This window comes from Desulforamulus ruminis DSM 2154, from assembly GCF_000215085.1.
Lineage (GTDB): Bacteria > Bacillota > Desulfotomaculia > Desulfotomaculales > Desulfotomaculaceae > Desulfotomaculum > Desulfotomaculum ruminis.
In genome coordinates this window covers 612,194-633,779 of record NC_015589.1, presented here as the reverse complement: position 1 = coordinate 633,779, position 21,586 = coordinate 612,194, and the positions used below count along the sequence as shown (strand labels likewise).

General features: G+C 47.6%; 13 protein-coding genes and 1 rRNA gene. 8 read left to right on the top strand and 6 right to left on the bottom strand.

Going from position 1 to position 21,586, the window contains the following annotated elements; all coding sequences use genetic code 11:
- Positions 1-223 precede the first annotated feature (223 nt).
- Positions 224-1,753 (bottom strand): 16S ribosomal RNA (locus tag DESRU_RS03075).
- 829 nt (positions 1,754-2,582) lie between these two features.
- Between DESRU_RS03075 and DESRU_RS03070 the strand changes: the two genes are divergently transcribed.
- The 4 genes from DESRU_RS03070 to DESRU_RS03055 all read left to right on the top strand — a co-directional run bounded on the left by DESRU_RS03070 (position 2,583) and on the right by DESRU_RS03055 (position 8,048).
- Positions 2,583-3,158, top strand: coding sequence for a TetR/AcrR family transcriptional regulator (locus tag DESRU_RS03070; protein ID WP_013840665.1), 576 nt, complete (start codon positions 2,583-2,585; stop codon positions 3,156-3,158).
- A gap of 39 nt (positions 3,159-3,197) precedes the next feature.
- Positions 3,198-4,328, top strand: a complete 1,131-nt coding sequence (locus DESRU_RS03065) for an efflux RND transporter periplasmic adaptor subunit (RefSeq protein WP_013840664.1) — start codon at positions 3,198-3,200, stop codon at positions 4,326-4,328.
- A complete protein-coding gene (locus DESRU_RS03060; RefSeq protein WP_013840663.1) occupies positions 4,325-7,459 on the top strand; it encodes an efflux RND transporter permease subunit in 3,135 nt (1,044 codons plus the stop codon). The genes DESRU_RS03065 and DESRU_RS03060 overlap by 4 nt, the downstream gene beginning before the upstream one ends.
- Before the next feature lie 154 nt (positions 7,460-7,613).
- Entirely contained in the window at positions 7,614-8,048 is a 435-nt protein-coding gene (locus tag DESRU_RS03055) for a hypothetical protein (RefSeq protein WP_013840662.1), read from the top strand.
- Between the two features lie 45 nt (positions 8,049-8,093).
- Here the strand turns inward: DESRU_RS03055 and DESRU_RS03050 are convergent, their stop codons facing one another.
- A complete protein-coding gene (locus DESRU_RS03050) occupies positions 8,094-9,212 on the bottom strand; it encodes a D-alanyl-D-alanine carboxypeptidase family protein (RefSeq protein WP_013840661.1) in 1,119 nt (372 codons plus the stop codon).
- Between the two features lie 529 nt (positions 9,213-9,741).
- On the opposite strand from DESRU_RS03050, the gene DESRU_RS03045 reads away from it, so the two are divergent.
- From DESRU_RS03045 to DESRU_RS03035, 3 genes are all read left to right on the top strand, one after another.
- Complete coding sequence (locus DESRU_RS03045) at positions 9,742-10,020, top strand: UxaA family hydrolase (protein WP_013840169.1); 279 nt, start codon at positions 9,742-9,744, stop codon at positions 10,018-10,020.
- A gap of 8 nt (positions 10,021-10,028) precedes the next feature.
- The gene (locus DESRU_RS03040) at positions 10,029-11,189 is read left to right on the top strand and encodes a UxaA family hydrolase (RefSeq protein WP_013840660.1); all 1,161 of its coding nucleotides are present in this window, start codon (positions 10,029-10,031) and stop codon (positions 11,187-11,189) included.
- A gap of 341 nt (positions 11,190-11,530) precedes the next feature.
- A complete protein-coding gene (locus DESRU_RS03035) occupies positions 11,531-12,832 on the top strand; it encodes a dicarboxylate/amino acid:cation symporter (RefSeq protein WP_013840659.1) in 1,302 nt (433 codons plus the stop codon).
- Between the two features lie 56 nt (positions 12,833-12,888).
- Here DESRU_RS03035 and DESRU_RS03030 read toward each other — a convergent pair whose 3' ends face one another.
- Genes DESRU_RS03030 through DESRU_RS03020 form a run of 3 tightly spaced genes read right to left on the bottom strand, consistent with a single transcriptional unit; the run spans position 12,889 to position 17,674 of the window.
- The gene (locus DESRU_RS03030) at positions 12,889-15,990 is read right to left on the bottom strand and encodes an efflux RND transporter permease subunit (protein WP_013840658.1); all 3,102 of its coding nucleotides are present in this window, start codon (positions 15,988-15,990) and stop codon (positions 12,889-12,891) included.
- Positions 15,991-16,004: 14 nt separating this feature from the next.
- Entirely contained in the window at positions 16,005-17,093 is a 1,089-nt protein-coding gene (locus DESRU_RS03025; protein ID WP_013840657.1) for an efflux RND transporter periplasmic adaptor subunit, read from the bottom strand.
- Entirely contained in the window at positions 17,090-17,674 is a 585-nt protein-coding gene (locus tag DESRU_RS03020) for a TetR/AcrR family transcriptional regulator (RefSeq protein WP_013840656.1), read from the bottom strand. The genes DESRU_RS03025 and DESRU_RS03020 overlap by 4 nt, the downstream gene beginning before the upstream one ends.
- Positions 17,675-18,404: 730 nt before the next feature.
- On the opposite strand from DESRU_RS03020, the gene DESRU_RS03015 reads away from it, so the two are divergent.
- Positions 18,405-19,832: an NAD-dependent malic enzyme gene (locus tag DESRU_RS03015; protein WP_013840655.1), complete on the top strand. Its 1,428-nt coding sequence runs from the start codon at positions 18,405-18,407 to the stop codon at positions 19,830-19,832.
- A gap of 124 nt (positions 19,833-19,956) precedes the next feature.
- Here DESRU_RS03015 and hcp read toward each other — a convergent pair whose 3' ends face one another.
- Positions 19,957-21,585: a hydroxylamine reductase gene (gene hcp / locus DESRU_RS03010; protein WP_013840654.1), complete on the bottom strand. Its 1,629-nt coding sequence runs from the start codon at positions 21,583-21,585 to the stop codon at positions 19,957-19,959.
- Position 21,586: the final 1 nt, after the last annotated feature.

Genomic DNA, 21,586 nt, shown 5'->3' with positions numbered 1-21,586 from the left:
AAATTGTTCTACGACGCTTTACTTCTTTCGCTGTTTAGTTTTCAAGGAACGGTCGGCCTTTGATCTGCTTTCGCTTCTGAAAGGCCTGGATTTATGATTTTACCTGCTGAGTGACTTAAAATCAACCGGTATTTCCTGGTTGATTTCAGGTCTCTCAAAACTAAACAGTTCGATGATGAACGATCGACCAGAGTTCTTGAGGTATTCCTCAAGTTCTCCTTAGAAAGGAGGTGATCCAGCCGCACCTTCCGATACGGCTACCTTGTTACGACTTCACCCCAATCACCAACCCCACCTTCGACGGCTCTCTCCTTGCGGTTAAGTCACCGGCTTCGGGTGTTGTCAGCTTTCGTGGTGTGACGGGCGGTGTGTACAAGGCCCGGGAACGTATTCACCGCAGTATGCTGACCTGCGATTACTAGCGATTCCGACTTCATGTAGTCGAGTTGCAGACTACAATCCGAACTGGGACCGGCTTTCTCAGATTTGCTTCACTTCACAGCTTCGCTTCCGTCTGTACCGGCCATTGTAGTACGTGTGTAGCCCAGGACATAAGGGGCATGATGATTTGACGTCATCCCCACCTTCCTCCGTTTTGTCAACGGCAGTCACATTCGAGTTCCCGACATTACTCGCTGGCAACGAATGTTAGGGGTTGCGCTCGTTGCGGGACTTAACCCAACATCTCACGACACGAGCTGACGACAACCATGCACCACCTGTCTCTCTGTTACCCCGAAGGGCAAGGAGTATATCTCTATACTTTTCAGAGGATGTCAAGCCCTGGTAAGGTTCTTCGCGTTGCGTCGAATTAAACCACATACTCCACCGCTTGTGCGGGCCCCCGTCAATTCCTTTGAGTTTCAGTCTTGCGACCGTACTCCCCAGGCGGAGTGCTTATTGTGTTAACTACGGCACTGGGGGGGTCGATACCCCCAACACCTAGCACTCATCGTTTACGGCGTGGACTACCAGGGTATCTAATCCTGTTCGCTCCCCACGCTTTCGCGCCTCAGTGTCAGTTACAGTCCAGAGAGCCGCCTTCGCCACTGGTATTCCTCCCAATATCTACGCATTTCACCGCTACACTGGGAATTCTGCTCCCCTCTCCTGCACTCAAGTCCACCAGTATCAGAGGCCTCACGGGGTTAAGCCCCGCACTTTCACCTCTAACTTAATGCACCACCTACGCGCCCTTTACGCCCAGTAATTCCGGACAACGCTCGCCCCCTACGTTTTACCGCGGCTGCTGGCACGTAGTTAGCCGGGGCTTCCTCTCAAGGTACCGTCATTTTGTTCTTCCCTTAAGACAGAGGTTTACAACCCGAAAGCCTTCTTCCCTCACGCGGCGTTGCTCCGTCAGGCTTTCGCCCATTGCGGAAGATTCCCCACTGCTGCCTCCCGTAGGAGTCTGGGCCGTGTCTCAGTCCCAGTGTGGCCGTTCGCCCTCTCAGGCCGGCTACCCATCGTCGCCTTGGGGGTCCGTTACACCTCCAACTAGCTAATGGGACGCGGATCCATCGGTTAGCGATAAATCTTTCCTCCTTAGAACATGCGTTCCTAGGAGCGTATCCGGTATTAGCAGTCGTTTCCAACTGTTATCCCGGTCTATCCGGCAGGTTATCCACGCGTTACTCACCCGTCCGCCACTAAGTTTAAAAATCACTAGGTTTCATTTTAAACTCCGTTCGACTTGCATGTGTTAAGCACGCCGCCAGCGTTCGTCCTGAGCCAGGATCAAACTCTCCATAAAATATCCTAAAATATTTTCAAGAGTTGATTTGCTCTTGTGTTCTGAATTACTCGCTAGCGTTTTCACGCTTTGACGAGGATTGTTTTTGGTCCGCCTACTCTCGGGTTCTCACCCGACTTTGGCTTCCCGCTTTTCATCCATCATCGTTCTGTTTAGTTTTCAAAGACCAGCTTCGACCTCTTTCAAGGTCTCTTCTTTGTTTTCTCCGGTCCCGCAACCGGAATTTTAGTTTACCACTTTTATACCTCATTATCAAGTGGTAATTTTTGTTTGCGCCTTGCAGCGACATTTATTATGTTAACACTTATCCAATCATAATGCAAGAACTTTTTTCAAAACTTTATTGCCCCGCCCGCTTAATCCAGATCATTAGCGGCAGCGCGCTTTTTATCATAGCAGAGATCAACTGGTCATGGCAATCATAAATTTATGGCATCTTTTCAAATTTTTTAATTTCCTAATATTAATTTAATAAATTCTTATTCTTTCTAATTTTAACGGCATGTCATTATTTTATTCAATACTTCGTCTTATAATAAGAAGTCTTTCTTTCAGATCTTTTTTACACTGCGAAAGGGGCAACATATTTACCGACCTTTTCTAAAGGTTTGTCAAAACCGGCATTCCACTTTTACTTGTTTGGAGGTAAAAAACTGGATCATACCCGTGAGAAAAGTGAATAACGGCCTCTTATTCTGTTGACAACCAATAAAACATCTTTTGCTAAAATTTATCATGTTTTCTATGATGTAAACTTATTGACAGACCTTTCTACTAACTATACAATCAAAACAGACTGACTGGTCTGTTTGGAGAAGGAGGTCGTATTTTGAAGAATAAACCCAAAAAAGACATCATCGCCGATGCCGCTTTATCTTGCTTTTTAGCGTCCGGTTATGGTGCAACTTCCGTAGACGAAATTGTTAAGGCTTCCGGGGTTAGTAAAGGAGGCATTTATTGGCATTTTAAGAGTAAAGAAGATATTTTCCTCTATCTTTTTGAACGTTGGGTTAACCAGTGGCGCCATAACTACCTAGCCAGCGTGAACAAAACCCATTCCACAGCAGACAAGCTAACGTTATTTACAGAGCAGCGTATTAGAAATATTGACACCTCCATTTCCGCCTTAATGCTGGAGTTTCTGCTGCAAAGTAAGGATCAAGAAACCATTGATAAAATGAATATGGATATAGACCAGCCCACAAATTTTATCTTTAAAATTATTGAGGAAGGGATTGCGAAAGGGGAATTTAAGTCCCTTAACCCCAAAGTTCTCACCCTTTGCTTTTTCGCCATCTTTGATGGTCTAAGCCTGCAATTTTTGTTACATCGAAATAAGGAATTATTAGAAGAGACCACAAGGGAAACACTGAACATTTTTCTTACGGGAGTCAGTGTACCTTAGTTAGCTAAAAACTTTTTATATTGAAAGGAGCTATTTATTTTGAAGCGGATGTTATATGTGGTGGGCTTGTTCGTAGTACTAGCCATTTCCTTAACGGGGTGTGGGGAAAAACCAAAGGCTCAGGAAGAAAAATTAGTTCCGGTAGAAACCATAAAAATTTCCACCACCGATCTCACCCATACTTTAAACGCCACCGGAGAAGTGGCTGCCGGCGCAGATGTGAATGTAATGCCTAAAGTAACAGGTCGTGTAGAGCAAGTGCCGGTCAAAGTAGGAGATACGGTACATAAAGGTCAGGTCCTCATTCAGTTGGAAGGGAATGATGCCCGTAACGCCCTGGATCAAGCCGAGGCGGGACTCGCCTTGGCTCAGGCTAACCTGGAGCACGCCCAGCAGGCATTAAAGGATGCGCAAATCAATTTTGAAAGAAAAACCTCCCTTTATGAGGCCCAGGCCATTTCCAAGTTGGAATTTGAGCAAGCCGAAAGCGGACTGGTAACCGCCCAAACCAATTTAAAAGTTTCTGAAGCTCAGGTACGGCAAGCTCAAGCTACCCTGAATACCACCCAGGACAATTATAATAATGCCACCATTGTTTCGCCCATTGACGGGGTGGTGGCTGCCGTTAACGTGGATCCGGGTGAAATGGTCAGTCCCCAGGCGTCGCCGATCACTGTAGTTCAAATGGGCACCACTAAAGTGAAGGTTAACGTTTCGGAGAACGTAGTGGATGCTATTAAAGCCGATAGCAAAGTACCCGTAACCATTAAAGCCTTGAATAAAACCGTTAATGGAACGGTTCTTTCGGTGTCCCCCAAAGCAGATCCGGCCACCCGGGCTTTTGTTGTGGAAATTCAACTGCCCAATGAAAAGGGTGAAATAAAGCCCGGCATGGTGGCCCGGTTAAATTTATCCACCGGTACTTCCTCCGGCGTTTTGGCCCTCCCCGTGGATGCGGTTCTGGAAAAGGATGGTCAGTATTCCGTATTTATCGTAGAAGACGGTAAAGCGAAAGAGGTTTCCGTCAAGGTTGGAGTCACCTCCGGAGAGTCCATCGAAATAACATCCGGCTTAAAACAGGGGCAAACCGTTATTGTTACCGGCAACCGCCTAGTGGGTGAAGGACAGAAAGTGAAAGTGGTAAAGGAACTGGGGGGTGCCTCTAAGTGAAAATAGCAGATGTTTCTGTGGACCGCCCGGTGGCCATTTCCATGCTCATCATTGCTCTGATTATTTTGGGGCTCTTTTCCTTACCCCGTCTGGCGGTGGATCTTTACCCGGAAATGGAACTTCCCATTGCCATTGTTTCTACCTCTTATGAAGGGGCGGCCCCGGCGGAAGTAGAAGAGTTGGTCACCAAACCCATTGAGTCGGCTGTAGCCACAACCGGAAATGTTAAAGAGATCCAATCCCGCTCGCAAAACGGCAATTCAATGGTAATTATTCAATTTAACTGGGGCACCAATATGGACAACGCCACCATTGATTTGCGGGAGAAAATTGACTTTGTAAGGGGTATGCTGCCCGATGACGCAAGTTCACCCCGGGTGATGAAGCTGGACCCCAACCAGCAACCCATTATTACATTCTCGGTAACCGGTCCTGAGACCGATGTTGTAAAACTTAAAAAAATTACCGAGGACACCATTCAACCCCGCCTGGAGCGGGTTAATGGCGTGGCTTCCGTAAATGTCAGCGGGGGCAAAACCCGTGAGATCAAAGTAATTTTAGATCCGGCTAAAATGGAAGCCTATGGTTTGAGCACCACTCAAATTATGCAGGCTTTGGCCTCTGACAACATCACCGGTACCGCCGGCCTGGTGGACAAAGGCTCCAATGAAACAAGCATCCGGGTGGTCAGTGAGTATAACAATCTGGAAGAATTAAAACAAGTTCAAGTCAGTCTTCCGAGTGGCAGTTCCATCGCCCTGAGAGACCTGGCAACCATCGAAGATTCCTTTAAAGAAGAGGAGCGTTTTTCTTTTGTGGATGGCACTCCGTCACTGGGGATCGATGTCATGAAATCTACCGGGGCCAATACCGTTCAGGTAGCCAAAGAGGTATTGAGCCAGGTTGAGGCTTTAAATAAAACCCTGCCGAACGGGGTTAAGATCATTACTATAATTGACATGTCCGAATTTATTCAGGACTCTATTAATAATGTTGTCCATCACGGTGTGATCGGCGGACTCTTTGCGGTTATCATCCTTTATCTGTTTTTACGCAACTTCCGCAGCACGCTGGTGGTGGGGCTGGCCATACCTATTTCCATCATTGCCACCTTCTCGCTGATGTATTTTGCCGGACAAACCATTAACATGCTGTCTCTGGGAGGTCTGGCCCTGGGTATAGGTTCCCTGGTGGACTTTTCCGTGGTGGTTTTGGAAAGTATCTATCGCTATCGCCAAAACGGTTTTGGGATTATTGAAGCAGCTAAATTAGGCACTGCCGAGGTGGGTACAGCGGTCACAGCTTCCGCCGGTGCCCAGGTCGTAGTGTTTCTGCCCATTATTTTTGTGGAGGGCATCGCGGGTATTTTATTTAAACCCATGGCCCTGACCGTAAGCTTCTCGCATATCGCAGCTCTTTTTGCCGCTTTAACTCTGGTTCCCATGCTGTCCGCCCGTTTGTTGAAAAATGTTTCCCCGGCGGATGAAGTACTGCCGGAGGGTAAAACGAAAAATCCGGTCATTTTTTTCGGACGGTTTATTGAAAAGTTAAATGTCTGGTACGAAAAACTTTTGCACTGGGCTCTGGGTAATCGTAAAAAAGTGGTTGGTTTGACCGCGGCTCTTTTGATTCTCAGTATTGTTGCCACCCCATTCATTGGTACCGAGTTTATACCTACCATGGATCAGGGGGAAATCAGCGTAAATATCGAGATGCCCACCGGTACTAAGGTGGAGGAAACCTCCAAGGTGGCTACAGATTTGGAAAAGCTGGCCCGGGATCAGATCAAGGAAATTGAACGGATCTCTACCACGGTGGGAACCGGAGGGATGCTGTCTTTCCTCGGAGGCGGCTCCGGTGATCAAGCAAGCCTGCATATTAAGCTGAAACCCTTAGAGGAACGGAACATTACAACCGAGCAGGCAGTGGAGACACTGCGCCAGGCAGTGATGGATATCCCAGGCGCAGATATAAGCATCGATCTTGCGGATAGTTCCGGTGGTCCCAGCAGTACGGCGGTGGACATCGCTATTCGCGGGGACGATCTGGATGTACTGAATCAGTTGGGAGACTTGCTGGTTGAAACCGTAAAAGGAGTTGAAGGAACCCGCAACGTTGAAAACTCTTTAACCGAAGCCCGTTCCGAGGTGAGGATCGTTGTAGATCGGGAACAGGCTGCCCGTTACGGACTGTCAGCCAGCCAAATCCTTTCAGCCGTCAGTACTTCCTTTGACGGGAAAGTGGTGAGCCAAATGCGTACCGGTGACGACGAGGTGGATGTACGCATGATCACCCCGGAGGATGCCGGAAAAGGTGTGGACACCTTGTCTAACCTGACCATTGTTTCCCCCACCGGAGCCAGAGTCCCGGTATCAGCGGTGGCTAGCGTGGAGTCGCATCAGGCGCCCACTGAAATTTCCCGTACCGACCAAAGCCGCGAGGTCCGGATTACCGCCGATGTAATGGGCCGGGATGTGGGTAGCGTGACTAAAGATGTCACCGCAGAAATTAATAAATTGGCTTTGCCGGAAGGATATACTATTAAATTTGGCGGGCAGTCTCAGGATATGGCGGAATCCTTCGCCAGTCTGGGAATGGCTCTGATGCTCTCGGTGGTGCTGGTCTTTATGGTTATGTGCGCCCAGTTTGAGTCTTTGTTCCAGCCCTTTATCATCATGTTTTCCCTGCCTCCCACCTTTATCGGGGTTATCTTTGGACTGGGAGTCACCGGGAACCCCATCAGTGTGACGGCTTTAATCGGGGCCATTATGCTGATCGGGATTGTGTTAAATAACGCCATTGTGCTGGTGGACTATATTAACACGCTGCGTAAACGGGGGCATGAGCGCAACGAAGCCATTTTAATGGCCGGCCCGGTCCGCCTGCGCCCCATTCTGATGACAGCTTTAACCACCACGCTGGCCTTGCTGCCCATGGCCTTTGGCGGCGGCGAGGGTTCCGAGGCCCAGGCGCCCATGGCCATCGTAATTGCCTTTGGTTTAACCTTCTCCACCTTGATTACACTGGTACTGGTGCCGGTAGTTTACACCCTCTTTGATGATCTGGGTAAAAAGCTGCCTGCTAAGTTCAGCAAAATTAAGCTTCCCCGGTTTAAATCTAAACAAGCATAACATAACAGGCTGCTCATCCAGAGCAGCCTGTTCCATTTCCCCTGAAAAATGAATTAAAATAAAACATTTTATAAACAAGACAATAGACCTAGAGGAAAACCAAAAATTTTGTTAAATTATAATAAGGAATGATTCTTACAAGGTGGTTTTACCATTGAATACAATTAAGAATTTAAGATTTACAGCAGAAAAACTGGATGATTTTAGCCTGCCGGGCGATTTTGAGCAGTTTTGCAGCCTCTGCGGCAGCAATGGAGCAGAAATTCTGCCTGAGGTTGAATTTTTAAATAATAAAGAACTGAAAAGTCTTTGCCTTACCATCTTCTGCTCATCGAAAGAATGCCGAAATTTATCCTATCATTATTTTGAGATGGATGAAGAAATGAAAGGCTCGGCCAAAGCAGACAGTTTTATGCCGCTTCCTAAAGGCATTAAGCTGTCCTGTAATCAATGCGGCGGTCAGGATATTGAAGTGAAAGTATGGTTGGAACAATCGGGTTTTAAATATGTGAATGACCTTGTTAACGTAACCTTGTCCTGCGCCTGCGGTAATTGTGCAAAACATGAGTTTTTAGGGAAATATTTTTAATACGCTTAAAAAAGCATGGTCTGCTTCTCTTGCAGACCATGCTTTTTATATCTTATTCCAAATTTTATGCCACATCATTTGGTAAGCGGGCAGCTTAGGGGTTCCCTCCATGGTAATTAAATCGGCCTGACCCACCATTTCGCCCTCCACCAATACTTGCAGCTTGCCAACCGCCTGTCCGGGCCGAACCGGAGCACGGAGTTCCGGTTCCATCATAATAATTCTTTCAACCTTTTCTTCTTTGTCTACGGGTAAAGCAACCACAATATTCTGCGCTACGCTTACCGGCACGGTTCTCTTCTCTCCCTCTTTAATGCCAATGGTCGAAAAAGCCTCTCCCTGTACCGCTACGGTCCGGTTCTGGAACCTTTCAAAGCCATAATTCAGCAATCGGATGGATTCCCCCCAACGGTCCTCACTGTGCAGCACCACGGCGATCAAACGGCGTCCGTCCCGGGTGGCGGAAGAAACCAAGCATTTGCCGGCGGCGTCGGTCGTCCCGGTCTTTACTCCATTGGCCCCTTGGTAGCTCCAGAGCATTTTATTGGTATTGCTTAAAAACCGTTTTCCTTCAGGCCCCGTAATGGAATGGGTTTTGGTGGCCACCATCCTGTTGAAAACCGGGTTTTTCAGGGCATTACAGGTTATTAAGGCCAAATCGAAGGCGGATGAGAAATGCTGGTCATTGGGCAGTCCATTGGTATTACAAAAGTGAGTATTTTTAGCGCCCAAGCGGTAAGCCTTATAATTCATAAAGTTAACGAAAACTTCCTCTCTGCCAGCCACGTGTTCAGCAATGGCAACGCAGGCATCATTTCCGGAATGCAAAAGCGCCCCAAATAGAAGTTCCTCCAGCACCAATTTTTCTCCGGCCTTTAAATAAATACTGCTTCCTTCGGTACCGGCGGCATGGGGACTGATGGTGGCAATACTTTTTAGACTGGCGCACTCAATGGCTACCAAGGCGGTCATAATTTTGGTCGTGCTGGCAATGGGCTTAGGCTGGTGGCAATTTTTGGCATACAGCACCTGCCCGGTGTCAGCATCCATCACCACGGCGGATGCTGCGGATAAGCTAAGCTCTTGGCCTGGGTTAAAGCTTCCCACCTCGGTAACGGCAGGAAGCTCTTCAACCATCATGAAAACATCATTTTTGACTGCCATTGCTGCAGAGCCTATGGGTGCTTGAAAAGTAATTAAAAACAAAAGAAGGCCTATAAAAACGGTTCCCCGTATGACTGGTCTCAAAAAATTCACCCCACAAATTTTTCTTCAATTTAGGGTTCCCTGTCCAAGATAAGTTATGAATCCTTCCGCTTCCTTTTTTGTTTAAGTTTTTATTTTAATAATGGGCAGTTTAGCATTCGCCATATAGTAGTGACAAAATTTTATTTATTTATAATTTCAAATCTCCTATTTTCTCATTATTTAAAAGATTCTATTAGAACAAAGCCAATTTTACAATATGCCATAGTGTGACAAATTTTATTATTTAGATTTCTCACGGACCTTTCAGGACCATTGTGAAGAATTTCTTAGAACAAGGTCATATATGAGACATTTTAATTTTGACTTAACAAAAAAAATTAATTAGAATTGAAATGATAATACCACATACCTATTATAACATACCTAATATCACATACCTTTGTGGAAATTATCAAGCAATTGCCTACAAAAGGAGGAGTTTTCGTTGATTAAGTTTCTAGTACACGACCTGGCAGACATGGTTGGTGTAGCCGTAGCCGACATTAAAGCCGGCGAAGCGGTCACCGGGAAAGTTCAGGACTCGGACAAGACCATTGAGATTCAGTCCATCAGTGATATTCCCCTGGGCCACAAAATCGCCCTGAAAGATATCGCTGCCGGTGAAAGGGTAATCAAGTATCACGTGCCCATCGGTAAAACCGTACAGGCCATTAAAAAGGGTGAGCATGTGCACACCCATAATTTAAAAACGGAAAGGTGGTAAACCCAATCATGTCTATCCCCACTTTTTATGGCTATCGCCGGGAGAACGGCGCCGTCGGCTGCCGCAATCACGTCATTATTTTACCTGTGGACGATATTTCCAACGCTGCTTGTGAAGCGGTGGCCAAGCATGTCCAGGGCACCATGGCCCTGCCCCATCCCTACGGCCGTCTGCAGTTTGGTGAAGATTTGGAACTGCATTTCCGTACTTTGATCGGCACCGGCTGCAACCCCAACGTAGCGGCGGTCGTGGTCATCGGCATTGAACCCAACTGGACCAATCTGATTGTGGAAGGCATTGCTAAGACCGGCAAGCCGGTGGCGGGCTTCTCCATTGAGCGCAACGGGGATTTTAAAACCGTGGAGCAGGCTTCCTGGAAAGCCAAGGAATTCGTTCAGTATGCCACCGGACTGCAAAGAGTAGAATGCAGCATTGATGAGTTAACCATTTCCACCAAGTGCGGTGAGTCGGATACCACTTCCGGCCTGGCCGCCAATCCCTCCATCGGCCGTTTATACGACCGTTTGGATCCCATGGGCCTGACCTTGTTCTTCGGGGAAACTTCTGAAGTGACCGGCGGGGAGCATCTGGTCGCGGAGCGTTGCGCGACGCCGGAAATCAGGGAAGAGTTCATGAAGACCTGGACGGCTTACAACCAGTTCATTTTGGACCAGGGTGTGGATCTGTGCGGTACTCAGCCCACCCAGGGGAACATTGCCGGGGGTTTGACCACCATTGAGGAAAAAGCCCTGGGCAACATTCAGAAGATCGGTAAAGTGGCGAAAGTACAGGGTGTGCTGGCTCCGGCGGAAGCGCCCACGAAGAAAGGGCTGCACTTTATGGATACCTCCTCGGCAGCAGCGGAGTGCTTAACCCTGATGGCCGCCGCGGGAGCGGTATGCCACTTCTTCCCCACCGGCCAGGGGAACATTGTAGGGAACCCCATTCTGCCGGTGATTAAGGTATCGGCGAACCCCATTACGGTATCTACCATGTCGGAGCACATTGACGTAGATCTGAGCGGCATTCTGCGGGGCGAGATGGATCTGGACGGAGCGGCGGATGCGCTGATGGACATCATGATCCGCACTTTGAACGGCCGGATGACCAATGCGGAAACCCTGGGTCATAAGGAGTTTGTTTTGACCAAGTTGTATCGTTCCGCTTAATCCGGCGACTGAACGAAATAAAGGTACTGACCTTCAGTACCTTTATTTCAAATCTCCAATGTGAATAATTCGACAAATTTTATTAATCGTTCCTGGAAGTTCAACTGTTATTTTGGCAATCCATTCTATATCAGAAGTATTTATTGGTAATTTCTTTTAAATTATACCGATATTAACCAATATTATTTAGGAATTAGAACTGATACCCGTATCTAAGCAGCTCAGAATGGGCTACCACTGGCACAATATTTAGCATACAAAGTATATTGTGCCCCCGGTGACGATCAACGAACTGAATAACCAATTAAACAGCTTGGTTTAAAAAAGAGGAGGCCGGAAAAATGAATAAAGTAAAAAAACTGCTCAGCACTTTATATGTACAAGTTATCATTGCCATTGTTCTTGGTGTTTTGCTGGGCCATTTTTATCCTGAGCTGGGTGTAGGCGCGAAACCCCTTGGAGACATGTTTATTAAACTGATTAAGATGGTGATTACACCCATTGTCTTTGTAACGGTTGTGTTAGGAATTGCCGGCGTGGGCGACTTGAAAAAAGTAGGCCAACTGGGTATAAAAACACTGGTATATTTCGAGGTTATATCCACCATTGCCCTGCTCATTGGTTTAGTTGTAGTGAACGTGCTCCAACCTGGTGCTGGTATGAACGTAGATGTGGCCAGCCTGAAAGGTGCGGCAGACTCCATTGTAACCACCGCTAAACCTGCGGAACACACCCCCGGCCTCATGGGATTCATTCTGGATCTTATTCCTTCTAATGTTGTTGACTCCTTTGCCAAAGGCAATATTCTTCAAGTTCTGGTGTTTGCTATTTTGTTTGCTTTTGCCATGTCCGGCCTTGGTGAACATGGGCAAAGAATGCACACCTTCCTTCACGATATCTCTGATATTTTATTCAAAATTGTTGGCTTTGTTATGAAGGTCGCTCCCATTGGCGCCTTTGGCGCCATCGGTTTTACCACCGGTAAGTACGGAATCGAATCATTATGGTCCCTTGGTAAATTAATGGGCGGCTTTTATCTTACCTGTATTTTATTCGTCGTATTCGTTCTAGGTGCCGTTACTGTATGGTCCCGTGTCAGCCTATGGAAGCTAATCAAATACTTTAAAGAAGAACTTCTTATCACTCTGGGGACCGCCACCACAGAAGCTGTAATGCCCCGTTTGCTGGTAAAACTGGAGAAGCTGGGCTGCTCTAAATCCGTAACCGGTCTGGTTATTCCCACCGGATACTCCTTTAACCTGGACGGTGCAGCCATTTATTTCACCATGGCAGCGGTATTTATCGCCCAGGCTACCAACACCCCTATTGATATAAGCCATCAACTGATGCTTCTGGCAGTATTAATGGTAACCTCCAAAGGCGGAGCCGGCGTGGTGGGCAGTGCCTTCGTAGTATTAGGTGCCACTCTTGCCAGCATGGGTACCATCCCCGTAGAAGGCATGGCTCTCATTCTAGGTATTGACCGGTTTATGAACGAAGCCCGGGCCTTAACCAACATGGTTGGTAACACCGTTGCCACCATTGCCGTTTCCAAATGGCAGGGAGAGTTTGATTTAGAAAAATATCATCAAGCCATTGCCGATATGGAAGCCGGAAAAATTGATGAAGGTATTCCTGCATAAAGAACAACACACAAAACCGGGGTTTGCTCAAACCCCGGTTTATTTTTAACCCTTTTTTAAATGGATTTAACAGTCTCTTCCGTAACCTTGCTATCCGATGACCGCGAGAAAACTCGTTCCTTTATTTTATGACTCTTTTGCTTGAAGTCATCCAGCAGGCTATAAATAACGGGTACCACTACCAGAGTCAATAGGGTGGAAGTAATCAGCCCGCCAATAATGGCATGAGCCATAGGCGCCCGCCCTTCGGCACCGGGACCCAGGGCCAGTGCCAAAGGCGTCATGCCAAGAATCATGGCGGTGGAGGTCATGATAATCGGACGTAAGCGTGTTAATGCAGCTTTACACAAGGCTTCGTTCCGTTCCACACCTCTGCCCCGTTCCTGCTTGGTAAAGTCAATCAACAGAATAGCGTTCTTGGTAACCAGACCCATTAACATGATAATGCCGATCATAGACATGATGCTTAGATCACTGTTAAAAAGGAGCAGCCCTAGAATGGCCCCTACTACGGCCATGGGCAGGGACAGCATGATGGAAAAGGGATCAATATAACTTTCAAATTGGGCTGCCAGAATAAAAAAGATAAATAGCACGGCGGTAATAAGGGCCAGGATCATCACAGTAAAGGTTTCACCCATCATTTCCGCATCACCGCCCTCAAAGAAGTCGTAACCTTGGGCCATTTTCATTTCCTGATCGATTCGCTCCATAAAGACTTTATTAAATTCGCCTAAAGAAGTCCCCTCCAGGTTGCAGGATAAAACAATTTCCTTGGTACGGTCAAAACGGCTGATTTGGCTTGGAGAAGTGGCAAAAACCGTTTCCGTCACCTGACTCAAGGGAACCATGGAGTCGTCGTGGCTGCTGGGCAGATAAATGTTGCTCAAATCCGCCAGACTCCGGCGATTTTCTTCCTGCAAGCGCACCCGAACGTCAAAACGCTCCTCCCCGTCCTCAAATTGGCTGACCACCACCCCATTAAACAGAGTATGGAGGGTATCGGCAGCCACTGCCGTGCTGATGCCAAGGTCTGCGGCCATATCCGGTTTAATTTGTACCTGACCCTCGGGTTTACCCGGCTTGTAGCTCCGGGATACGTCTACTGCCCCGGGAATACTCTCCATAATCTTCTGAGCCTGTTCCGCATAGATCTGCAGTTGATCCAGATCGTCGCCCAGTAGTCTGAATTGCACCGCCGCCCCTTCCGTCATCCCGGATTGCTGGTTAACAACAACCTGCGCCCCCGTAACCCGGCTTAATTTCTTTCTCATATTTGTGGCCAGTTCATCAATGCTCATATCCCGCTGGTGCTTATCCACCAGCTTCACAAAGATATTGGCCTTATCCGTTTGAATGGTAGAATAAACCTGCGTCACTTCCGGGTATCCTCTTAAGATTTTTTCCACTTCTTCTGTGGTCTTGCCGGTCGATTGAATATTTAAACCGGCATCCAGGTCCGCTGTCACATATAATTCGGCATAATCTCCACCGGGCATAAAGGTGGAACCCAAAAAGGGAATCAGCGCTAAACTGCCAATAAACAACAAGGCAGCCACCCCAAGAACTTTAAGCCGATTTTTTAGGACTATTTTTAAGAACCCGGCGTATTTTACCGTTATATTATCAAATCCCCGGTTAAACCACTTCATAAATTTGCCCAATGGCCCCCAGGGCAGGCGCTCTTCATCCTTCAAGTATTTTGATGAAAGCATGGGAACCAGGGTAAAGGCTACAAAGAGGGATACCAGAACACTGCAGACAACCGTAATACCAAACTGCTTGAAAAATTGGCCTACAATACCGGTCATCATCCCCACCGGCAAAAACACGGCCACAACAGTCAAGGTGGTGGAGGTTACCGCCAGACCAATTTCCGTTGTACCGTCTTTGGCTGCCTCAAAGGGGGTTTTACCCATTCGCAAATGGCGTACAATATTCTCAATAACTACGATGGCATCGTCAATCAACAGCCCCACTGCCAGGGAAAGAGACATCAGTGACATAAAATTTAAGGTAAAGCCCAGCAGCTTCATAGCAAAGAAAGTGGCAATGATGGAACTGGGAATGGCCAGGGCGCTGATTAATGTGCTGCGCCAATCCCGGAGGAAGATAAATACCGTTAATACCGCCAGTATACTTCCTTCAATCAGCGTATTTCTCACATCATTCACCGAATCCCGAATGTATCTGGAATTATCTCTGACCAGCTCCAGATGAACTCCCGGAGGCAATTCCTTCTTTAATTCCTCCAGGACTTTCTTAATTTCCTCTCCCACTTCCACCGTATTGGCTCCGGATTGTTTGATAATATCCAGACCGATGGCCGGTTTACCCTGGTAGCGGGAAATACTGTCCTGTTCCTCCACACCGTCTACTACGGTGGCAATATCTTTGACGTAGAGTTGAACACCATCACGCCGGGCTACCGGCAGATTGGCAAAGTCCTCCACCCGTTCGATATTTCCCACCGTCCGGATGGTCATTTCCCGGCCGCCACTGCCCACTTTGCCGCCAGGCACCTCCATGTTTTCACTGCGCAGACTGTTCAGCACCTCGGCAGTGGTCAACCCGTAGGCCGCCAGTTTGTCTTTATCCAGGTTAATTTGTATTTCTCTTTTGACATCCCCGTAAATACTAATGGAGCCCACGCCGTTAACCACTTCAATTCGTCTTTTCACCAGATCTTCCACTAAGGTTGTCATCTCCCGCATGGAGAGATCTCCGGTAACGGCCAGGGATACGATGGGCTGAGAGGAAGGGTCATACCGGGCGATAATGGGTTCTTCAATATCCTGGGGCAAATCTCCCCGGATGGTGCCAATTTTATCCCGGACATCCTGGGCCGCCACTTCCGGCGATGTCTCCAGGGAAAACTCGGCAAAAACCATAGCTATACCCTCACTGGCGCTGGCATAAATGTGTTTTACCCCGGAAATCTGGCCCACAGCCTCTTCCAATTTATGAACAATTTTTGTTTCAACCTGCTCCGGCGAAGCTCCCGGCTGTACCACGGTAACGGCCACATAGGGGAATTCCACTTCCGGATAGTCATTGATATTCAAGTCAATATAGCTGATAATTCCCACGGCTAAAAGGGCCAGGATCGTGACCGTTGCAAAAACCGGCCTCTTTAAACTGAGGTTTGTAAGAAACATATTTTATCCTCCCGTTACTTGGCGATCTTAATGCGATCCTGATCCTTTAATTTGTTGACATTGGTTGTCACTACTTTTTGCCCTTCGGATAAACCGCTTTTGATTTCAACTGATTGATCAATGACCCTGCCGATTTCAACCTGCAGGCGTTTCACCTTATCTCCATCGGGAACAAAGACAAAATACATCCCCTGCTTGGTTGTCAGAGCTGCCTGGGGCACCGTCAGGACATCCACCGCCTCTCCGGTCTTTACTTTAACTTTGGCAAACATGCCTGGTTTCAATAAATGGTCCTTGTTATCCACTTTTATCTTGGTTTCAAAAACCCTGGCTCCTTTACTGGCCACCGGGTTTATCACTTCTACCACACCGTCAAAGTTCCGGTCGGCATAACTGTCCACCTTAATCTCGGCTTTTAATCCCTTTTTCATCAGAGCCAGGTCCTTCTGCTCAATATGAGTCACCGCATAAACGGATGAGATATCCTCCACCGCCATCAGGACGGTTCCAGGAACCACCACCTGGCCTGTGGTAACGTCGCGGTTGGCCACCAGCCCGCCCAGGGAGGAAGTGATAGTGGCATTGCGCAATGCCTCCTCGGCAGTGGCCACGGCAGCTGCGGCAGAACTGGCATCCGCTTCGGCCATTTTTAAAGCCGCTTCCACATCTTCAAACTCTTTCTGGGAAACCGCACCTTCTTTATGTAACTCCTCAAAACGCTGATAGTTCAATCGGGCCGTAGCCAACCCGGTCTCCGCTTTCTTTAAGGCAGCCTGGCTGGAAGTTAAGGCATGAATAAAATCTTCACTTTCCAGCAGCACCAGCGGCTGACCCGGAACTGCTTGATCACCGTTTTCCACCGCCACCTGACTTACCCGTCCGGACACCTTGGCACTGATAATGGCTTCGTTAAAAGCTTCAATACTGCCGGTCAGTTCCAAAGCATTTTCACTTTTTACCTTGGTCACTTCCTTTACCGCCACCGTTGTTACCACCGGACTTTGGGGCTTTTGATCTTTACCCCAGAGACTTCCTCCCTTGACGATACCAACGGCTAAAATGACCGCCACGGGTACCAGCCATAACTTCCATTTGTTTTTCATAAATCCATGTTACCCCTTTGCACCGGTTTATTTTCTAGAATACCCTGTAAAAAAATCTCTTTAACTCCTTGCATGGCCTGATTAAAGGTCAAATCATGTTGTCTTAAAAATTTAAAGTCAAATAAACCATTGATGGCACAGCCTAAAGCCATTCCAATGATCGCCGGGTGAATGTCCCCTCTCACAACCCCCTTTTCAACCCCCTGGGTCAACAGAATTTGAAGCTGTTCCATTTTAAACCGATCCAGCGCATCAGCCTTAGCCCATTCCTCCGGGAAAAACTGCTGAAGTTCCTCCACTAGCCATGGCGGGGCTTTTTCATGGGCGCTTTCACAGCAGATCATCTCTTTAAATTTATCAATCCAATTTCCGTCGGCCTTTAAAGCCAAAAGGGTATCCTCTTTTTCTTTCTCGATGTAGCTATCCACAACCGTGCTGATAATCTCTTTTTTACTCTCAAAAAATTTATAAATGGTTTTTTTACTAATCCCCAGATCACTGGCTATGTCGTCCACGGTGAACTTTCTAAAGCCAAATTTCATAATCTGAGATGCAGCCGATTGAATAATTTTTTCTTTCAAGGTCAACCTCCCTCAGGAAACTCCTTTGGTTCCTTCAGTTTCCAAATACAACATATCAACCGGTCCCGGTTCTGTCAAGTAAAATTTTTTCCTTCGTTAAAATCAAAAATAAGCTTTATATAAATAAGATATCGCCCAGCATGACGAGGCACTATACTTACAATTGTCTAAAATTAAGTTAAAAATAGTTAATATTATGAAGCCATTATAACGGGAGATATTAAACTGCCTATAAATTATTTTTAAAAATTTTATAAAAAGCTAAAAGCGATTTATTTTTCTGCTTTTTCAATTAAGGATGGGCTTTCCAACCAAGCGAGATAATAACAACCCCTACCACCAGGGTCAATCAGATGAGTCATATATTTTCGACCAGTATTGTTATAAAACGACTTAACAGCGGAACAGAATAGAGCCACCGTTCCGTTTAGTTACTTGGCTCTTTAAACGGAGCGGTGGCCCTATTGGACCGGAGCATAGCTTATTTTTTGCTCGGGATTATAAATTTCAACTTCTATTCAAACTAACTCTATATAATCGTCAAGGTTACTCCATTTAATTATGTAAAATTTATACTAAATAATGATATATGTTACAACTAACTTGAGAAAATTGATAAGATAATAAATGAAGAACAAATAAATCAAAATAATGGTTATCCTAAAACAATAAATGTTATTTTAAAAAATTTTGGGTTAACATAATTTATTAGGAATTGAGGGGTTTTTGTATGGTTATGTCCCTGAATGTTACCATTAAGTTAAAATTAGCCAACCGTCCCGGAGCCCTGGCCCGCGTACTGGATGTTATTGCCCGGGAGGGCGGAAGTCTGGGAGCCATTGAATTGGTCTCCGCTTCCCCGTCTCATACGGTCAGGAAGTTAATGATCCGCCTGCACCAAAAAGGGGACCTGGAAGGTCTGACCCGGGCTTTAAAAGAACTGCCGGATGTCCAGATCATCCAAATCGCCGACAGGGTATTTACCTGGCACATGGGAGGAAAAATTGAAGTGGCCCCCAAAAGGCCTGTGCAGAACTGGGAGGACCTGTCCCTGGTTTATACTCCGGGGGTGGCGGTCATTTCCGAAACCATTGCCCGGGAACCGGATATGGCTTACAAATTAACTATGAAGGGAAACACCGTGGCCATTGTAACCGACGGTTCAGCCATCCTTGGCTTGGGAAACCTGGGTCCCACTGCGGCCCTGCCGGTGATGGAGGGCAAAGCCCTTTTATTTAAACAATTTTCCGGGGTGGATGCCCTGCCCATCTGCCTGGATGTTCACGAGCCTCAGCAGATTATTGATGCGGTGGTAGCCATTGCTCCCGCCTTTGGCGGTATTAATCTGGAGGACATTGCCGCCCCCAAGTGCTTTGAGATTGAAGAAAGACTAGCGCACCTGCTAGACATTCCGGTCTTTCATGACGACCAGCATGGAACGGCCATCGTAACCCTGGCCGGTTTACTCAATGCCCTAAAAGTGGTGAGGAAATCCATTTCGGAAATCAAGCTGGTATTGAGCGGCGCCGGGGCTGCCGGGGTGGCCATTGCCAAAATCCTGAAAAATGCCGGTGTCCGGCATATGATTGTCTGCGACCGTAAAGGCGCCATTGGTAGAGGTGCCCAGCCCCAAAATCCCTTTAAAGCATGGATTGCTGAAAACACCAATGAGGATAACCTGCAGGGCAGTTTAAAGGAAGTCATTGCCGGGGCCGATGTCTTTATAGGCGTATCGGCACCCGGGCTGCTGCAACGGGAAGATATCCAAAGGATGAATAAACAGCCGGTGGTTTTCGCTCTGGCCAACCCGGACCCGGAGATTCAACCGGAGGAAATTTACGACATCGCCGGGGTCATCGCCACCGGCCGGTCCGACTATCCCAATCAAATCAACAATGCCCTGGCCTTTCCGGGCGTCTTCCGGGGCACCCTCAATTGTCACGCCCGAAGCATTAACGATGAGATGTGTCTGGCCGCAGCAAACGCCCTGGCCGGCATGGTCACCGAAGAATTGTTGAACCCCGAGCATATTATTCCTTCGGTTTTTAATGAAGAGGTGGCTCCGGTGGTAGCCCGGGCGGTGGAAGAAACGGCTGGACGTACCGGAGTCGCCCGGAAGATTTTATCCGGGGAAAATCAGGAGAAATACTCCTTTTAACCGCTGCCCATAAAACGCCACAAATGATTAACCCGGATCTCGTATATACGAGATCCGGGCTTTCTTTAGACATTTATTTTTTACCAAAGTAATTCACGACACGGAGCCTTGGCCTGCCGGAAGCTTACTGCTTAAGAATGGCAGCCAGGTCTTGGTCCGGTGTGGTGATGGGTTTAATGTCGAAGTTCTTGACCAAAACATCCAGGACGTTGGGGGAAATAAAGGCCGGTAAACTGGGGCCAAGACGAATATCTTTAATCCCCAGGTGCAGCAAGGTCAGTAAAATAGCAACCGCCTTTTGTTCGTACCAGGAAAGCACCATGGACAGCGGCAGGTCGTTCACGCCGCATTCAAAGGCATTGGCCAGGGCTACGGCAATTTGAATGGCGGAGTAAGCATCATTGCACTGCCCAATATCCAGCAGGCGAGGGATACCCCCGATGTCTCCCAGTTTCTTATCAAAGAAACGGAACTTGCCGCAAGCCAGAGTCAAAATGACCGTATCCTTGGGAGCTTTTTCTACAAATTCGGTGTAATAGTTGCGTCCCGGTTTGGCACCATCGCAGCCGGCCACCAGGAAGAAATGTTTAATATCTCCGTTTTTGACTCCTTCGATGACCTTGCCGGCCACACTCATCACCGTATTGCGGGCAAAACCAACCATTACACTGCCTTTAGCCTCATCTTCGGCAAATCCCGGCAGGGCCAGCGCCCTTTCAATAACCGGTCCAAAGTCGCCGTTTTTGACATAGACGACGCCGGGCCAGCCAACTTGACCGGTGCTGAAAATATTTTCCATATAACCCTGAGGATTCTGAATGCAGTTGGTGGTCATTAGGATGCTGCCGGGGAACTCAGCAAACTCCTTCTTCTGATTCTGCCAGGCGGTCCCGTAATGTCCATAGAAGTGCTTGTATTTCTTCAGTTCCGGATAACCGTGGGTGGGCAGCATTTCACCGTGGGTATAGACATAAATGCCCTTGCCTTCGGTTTGCTCCAGCAGGTTGGCCAAGTCTTGCAGATCATGGCCGGATACTAAGATACACTTGCCTTTTTTATGTCCCAGGGGAACTTCCGTAGGTACCGGGTGACCGAACTTGCCGGTGTTTCCTGCATCCAACAGTTCCATTACACGCAGGTTGACTTCACCGCATTTCAGCACCAGACCAACCCAATCGTTCAGCCCCAGCCCTTTGTTGGTTAGAGCGGCCATGGCCTCATGAATGAAGGCATAGACCATATCATCTTCTTGGCCCAGGATTTTAGCGTGGTCGGCGTAGGCGGAAATTCCTTTTAAGCCATAGACTAGAATTTGCTGCAAGGACTGGATATCTGCATCGGCATCATGATCGTTAACCATTCCTACAGCCTCTCCCTGTTTAATCAAGTCCTCCAGACTGGCAGCAGGTTGGAAGCTGGCGGCGGGATCGCTAAAGGCGACATTACCGCCGGCCCGGGCAACCTTCTCTTTAAGTTGAGCGGCTAATTCCGCACAACGGTTAAGAAGTATTTGAAAACGCTCGGGATCAAAATTCACATTGGTAAGCGTATTAAATAAAGCTTCAACGGTAAAATGATTGACCTCCTGGTCCACTACGCCCACCTTACGTCCCTCATTGGCATAGAGGGATAATCCCTTGACAGCATGTAATACCAGGTCCTGCAGGGCGGCTACTTCCGGCTTTTTGCCGCAAACTCCGCTGACCGTACAGCCGGTACCTTTGGCGGTTTGCTCACATTGGTTACAGAACATA

Excerpts from the sequence above, each read along its gene's own strand:
- DESRU_RS03050 (WP_013840661.1), bottom strand. The coding sequence starts at position 9,212 with ATGGCAGTCAAAAATGATGTTTTCATGATGGTTGAAGAGCTTCCTGCC.
- DESRU_RS03040 (WP_013840660.1), top strand. The coding sequence starts at position 10,029 with ATGTCTATCCCCACTTTTTATGGCTATCGCCGGGAGAACGGCGCCGTC.
- DESRU_RS03035 (WP_013840659.1), top strand. The coding sequence starts at position 11,531 with ATGAATAAAGTAAAAAAACTGCTCAGCACTTTATATGTACAAGTTATC.
- DESRU_RS03030 (WP_013840658.1), bottom strand. The coding sequence starts at position 15,990 with ATGTTTCTTACAAACCTCAGTTTAAAGAGGCCGGTTTTTGCAACGGTC.
- DESRU_RS03025 (WP_013840657.1), bottom strand. The coding sequence starts at position 17,093 with ATGAAAAACAAATGGAAGTTATGGCTGGTACCCGTGGCGGTCATTTTA.
- DESRU_RS03015 (WP_013840655.1), top strand. The coding sequence starts at position 18,405 with ATGGTTATGTCCCTGAATGTTACCATTAAGTTAAAATTAGCCAACCGT.
- hcp (WP_013840654.1), bottom strand. The coding sequence starts at position 21,585 with ATGTTCTGTAACCAATGTGAGCAAACCGCCAAAGGTACCGGCTGTACG.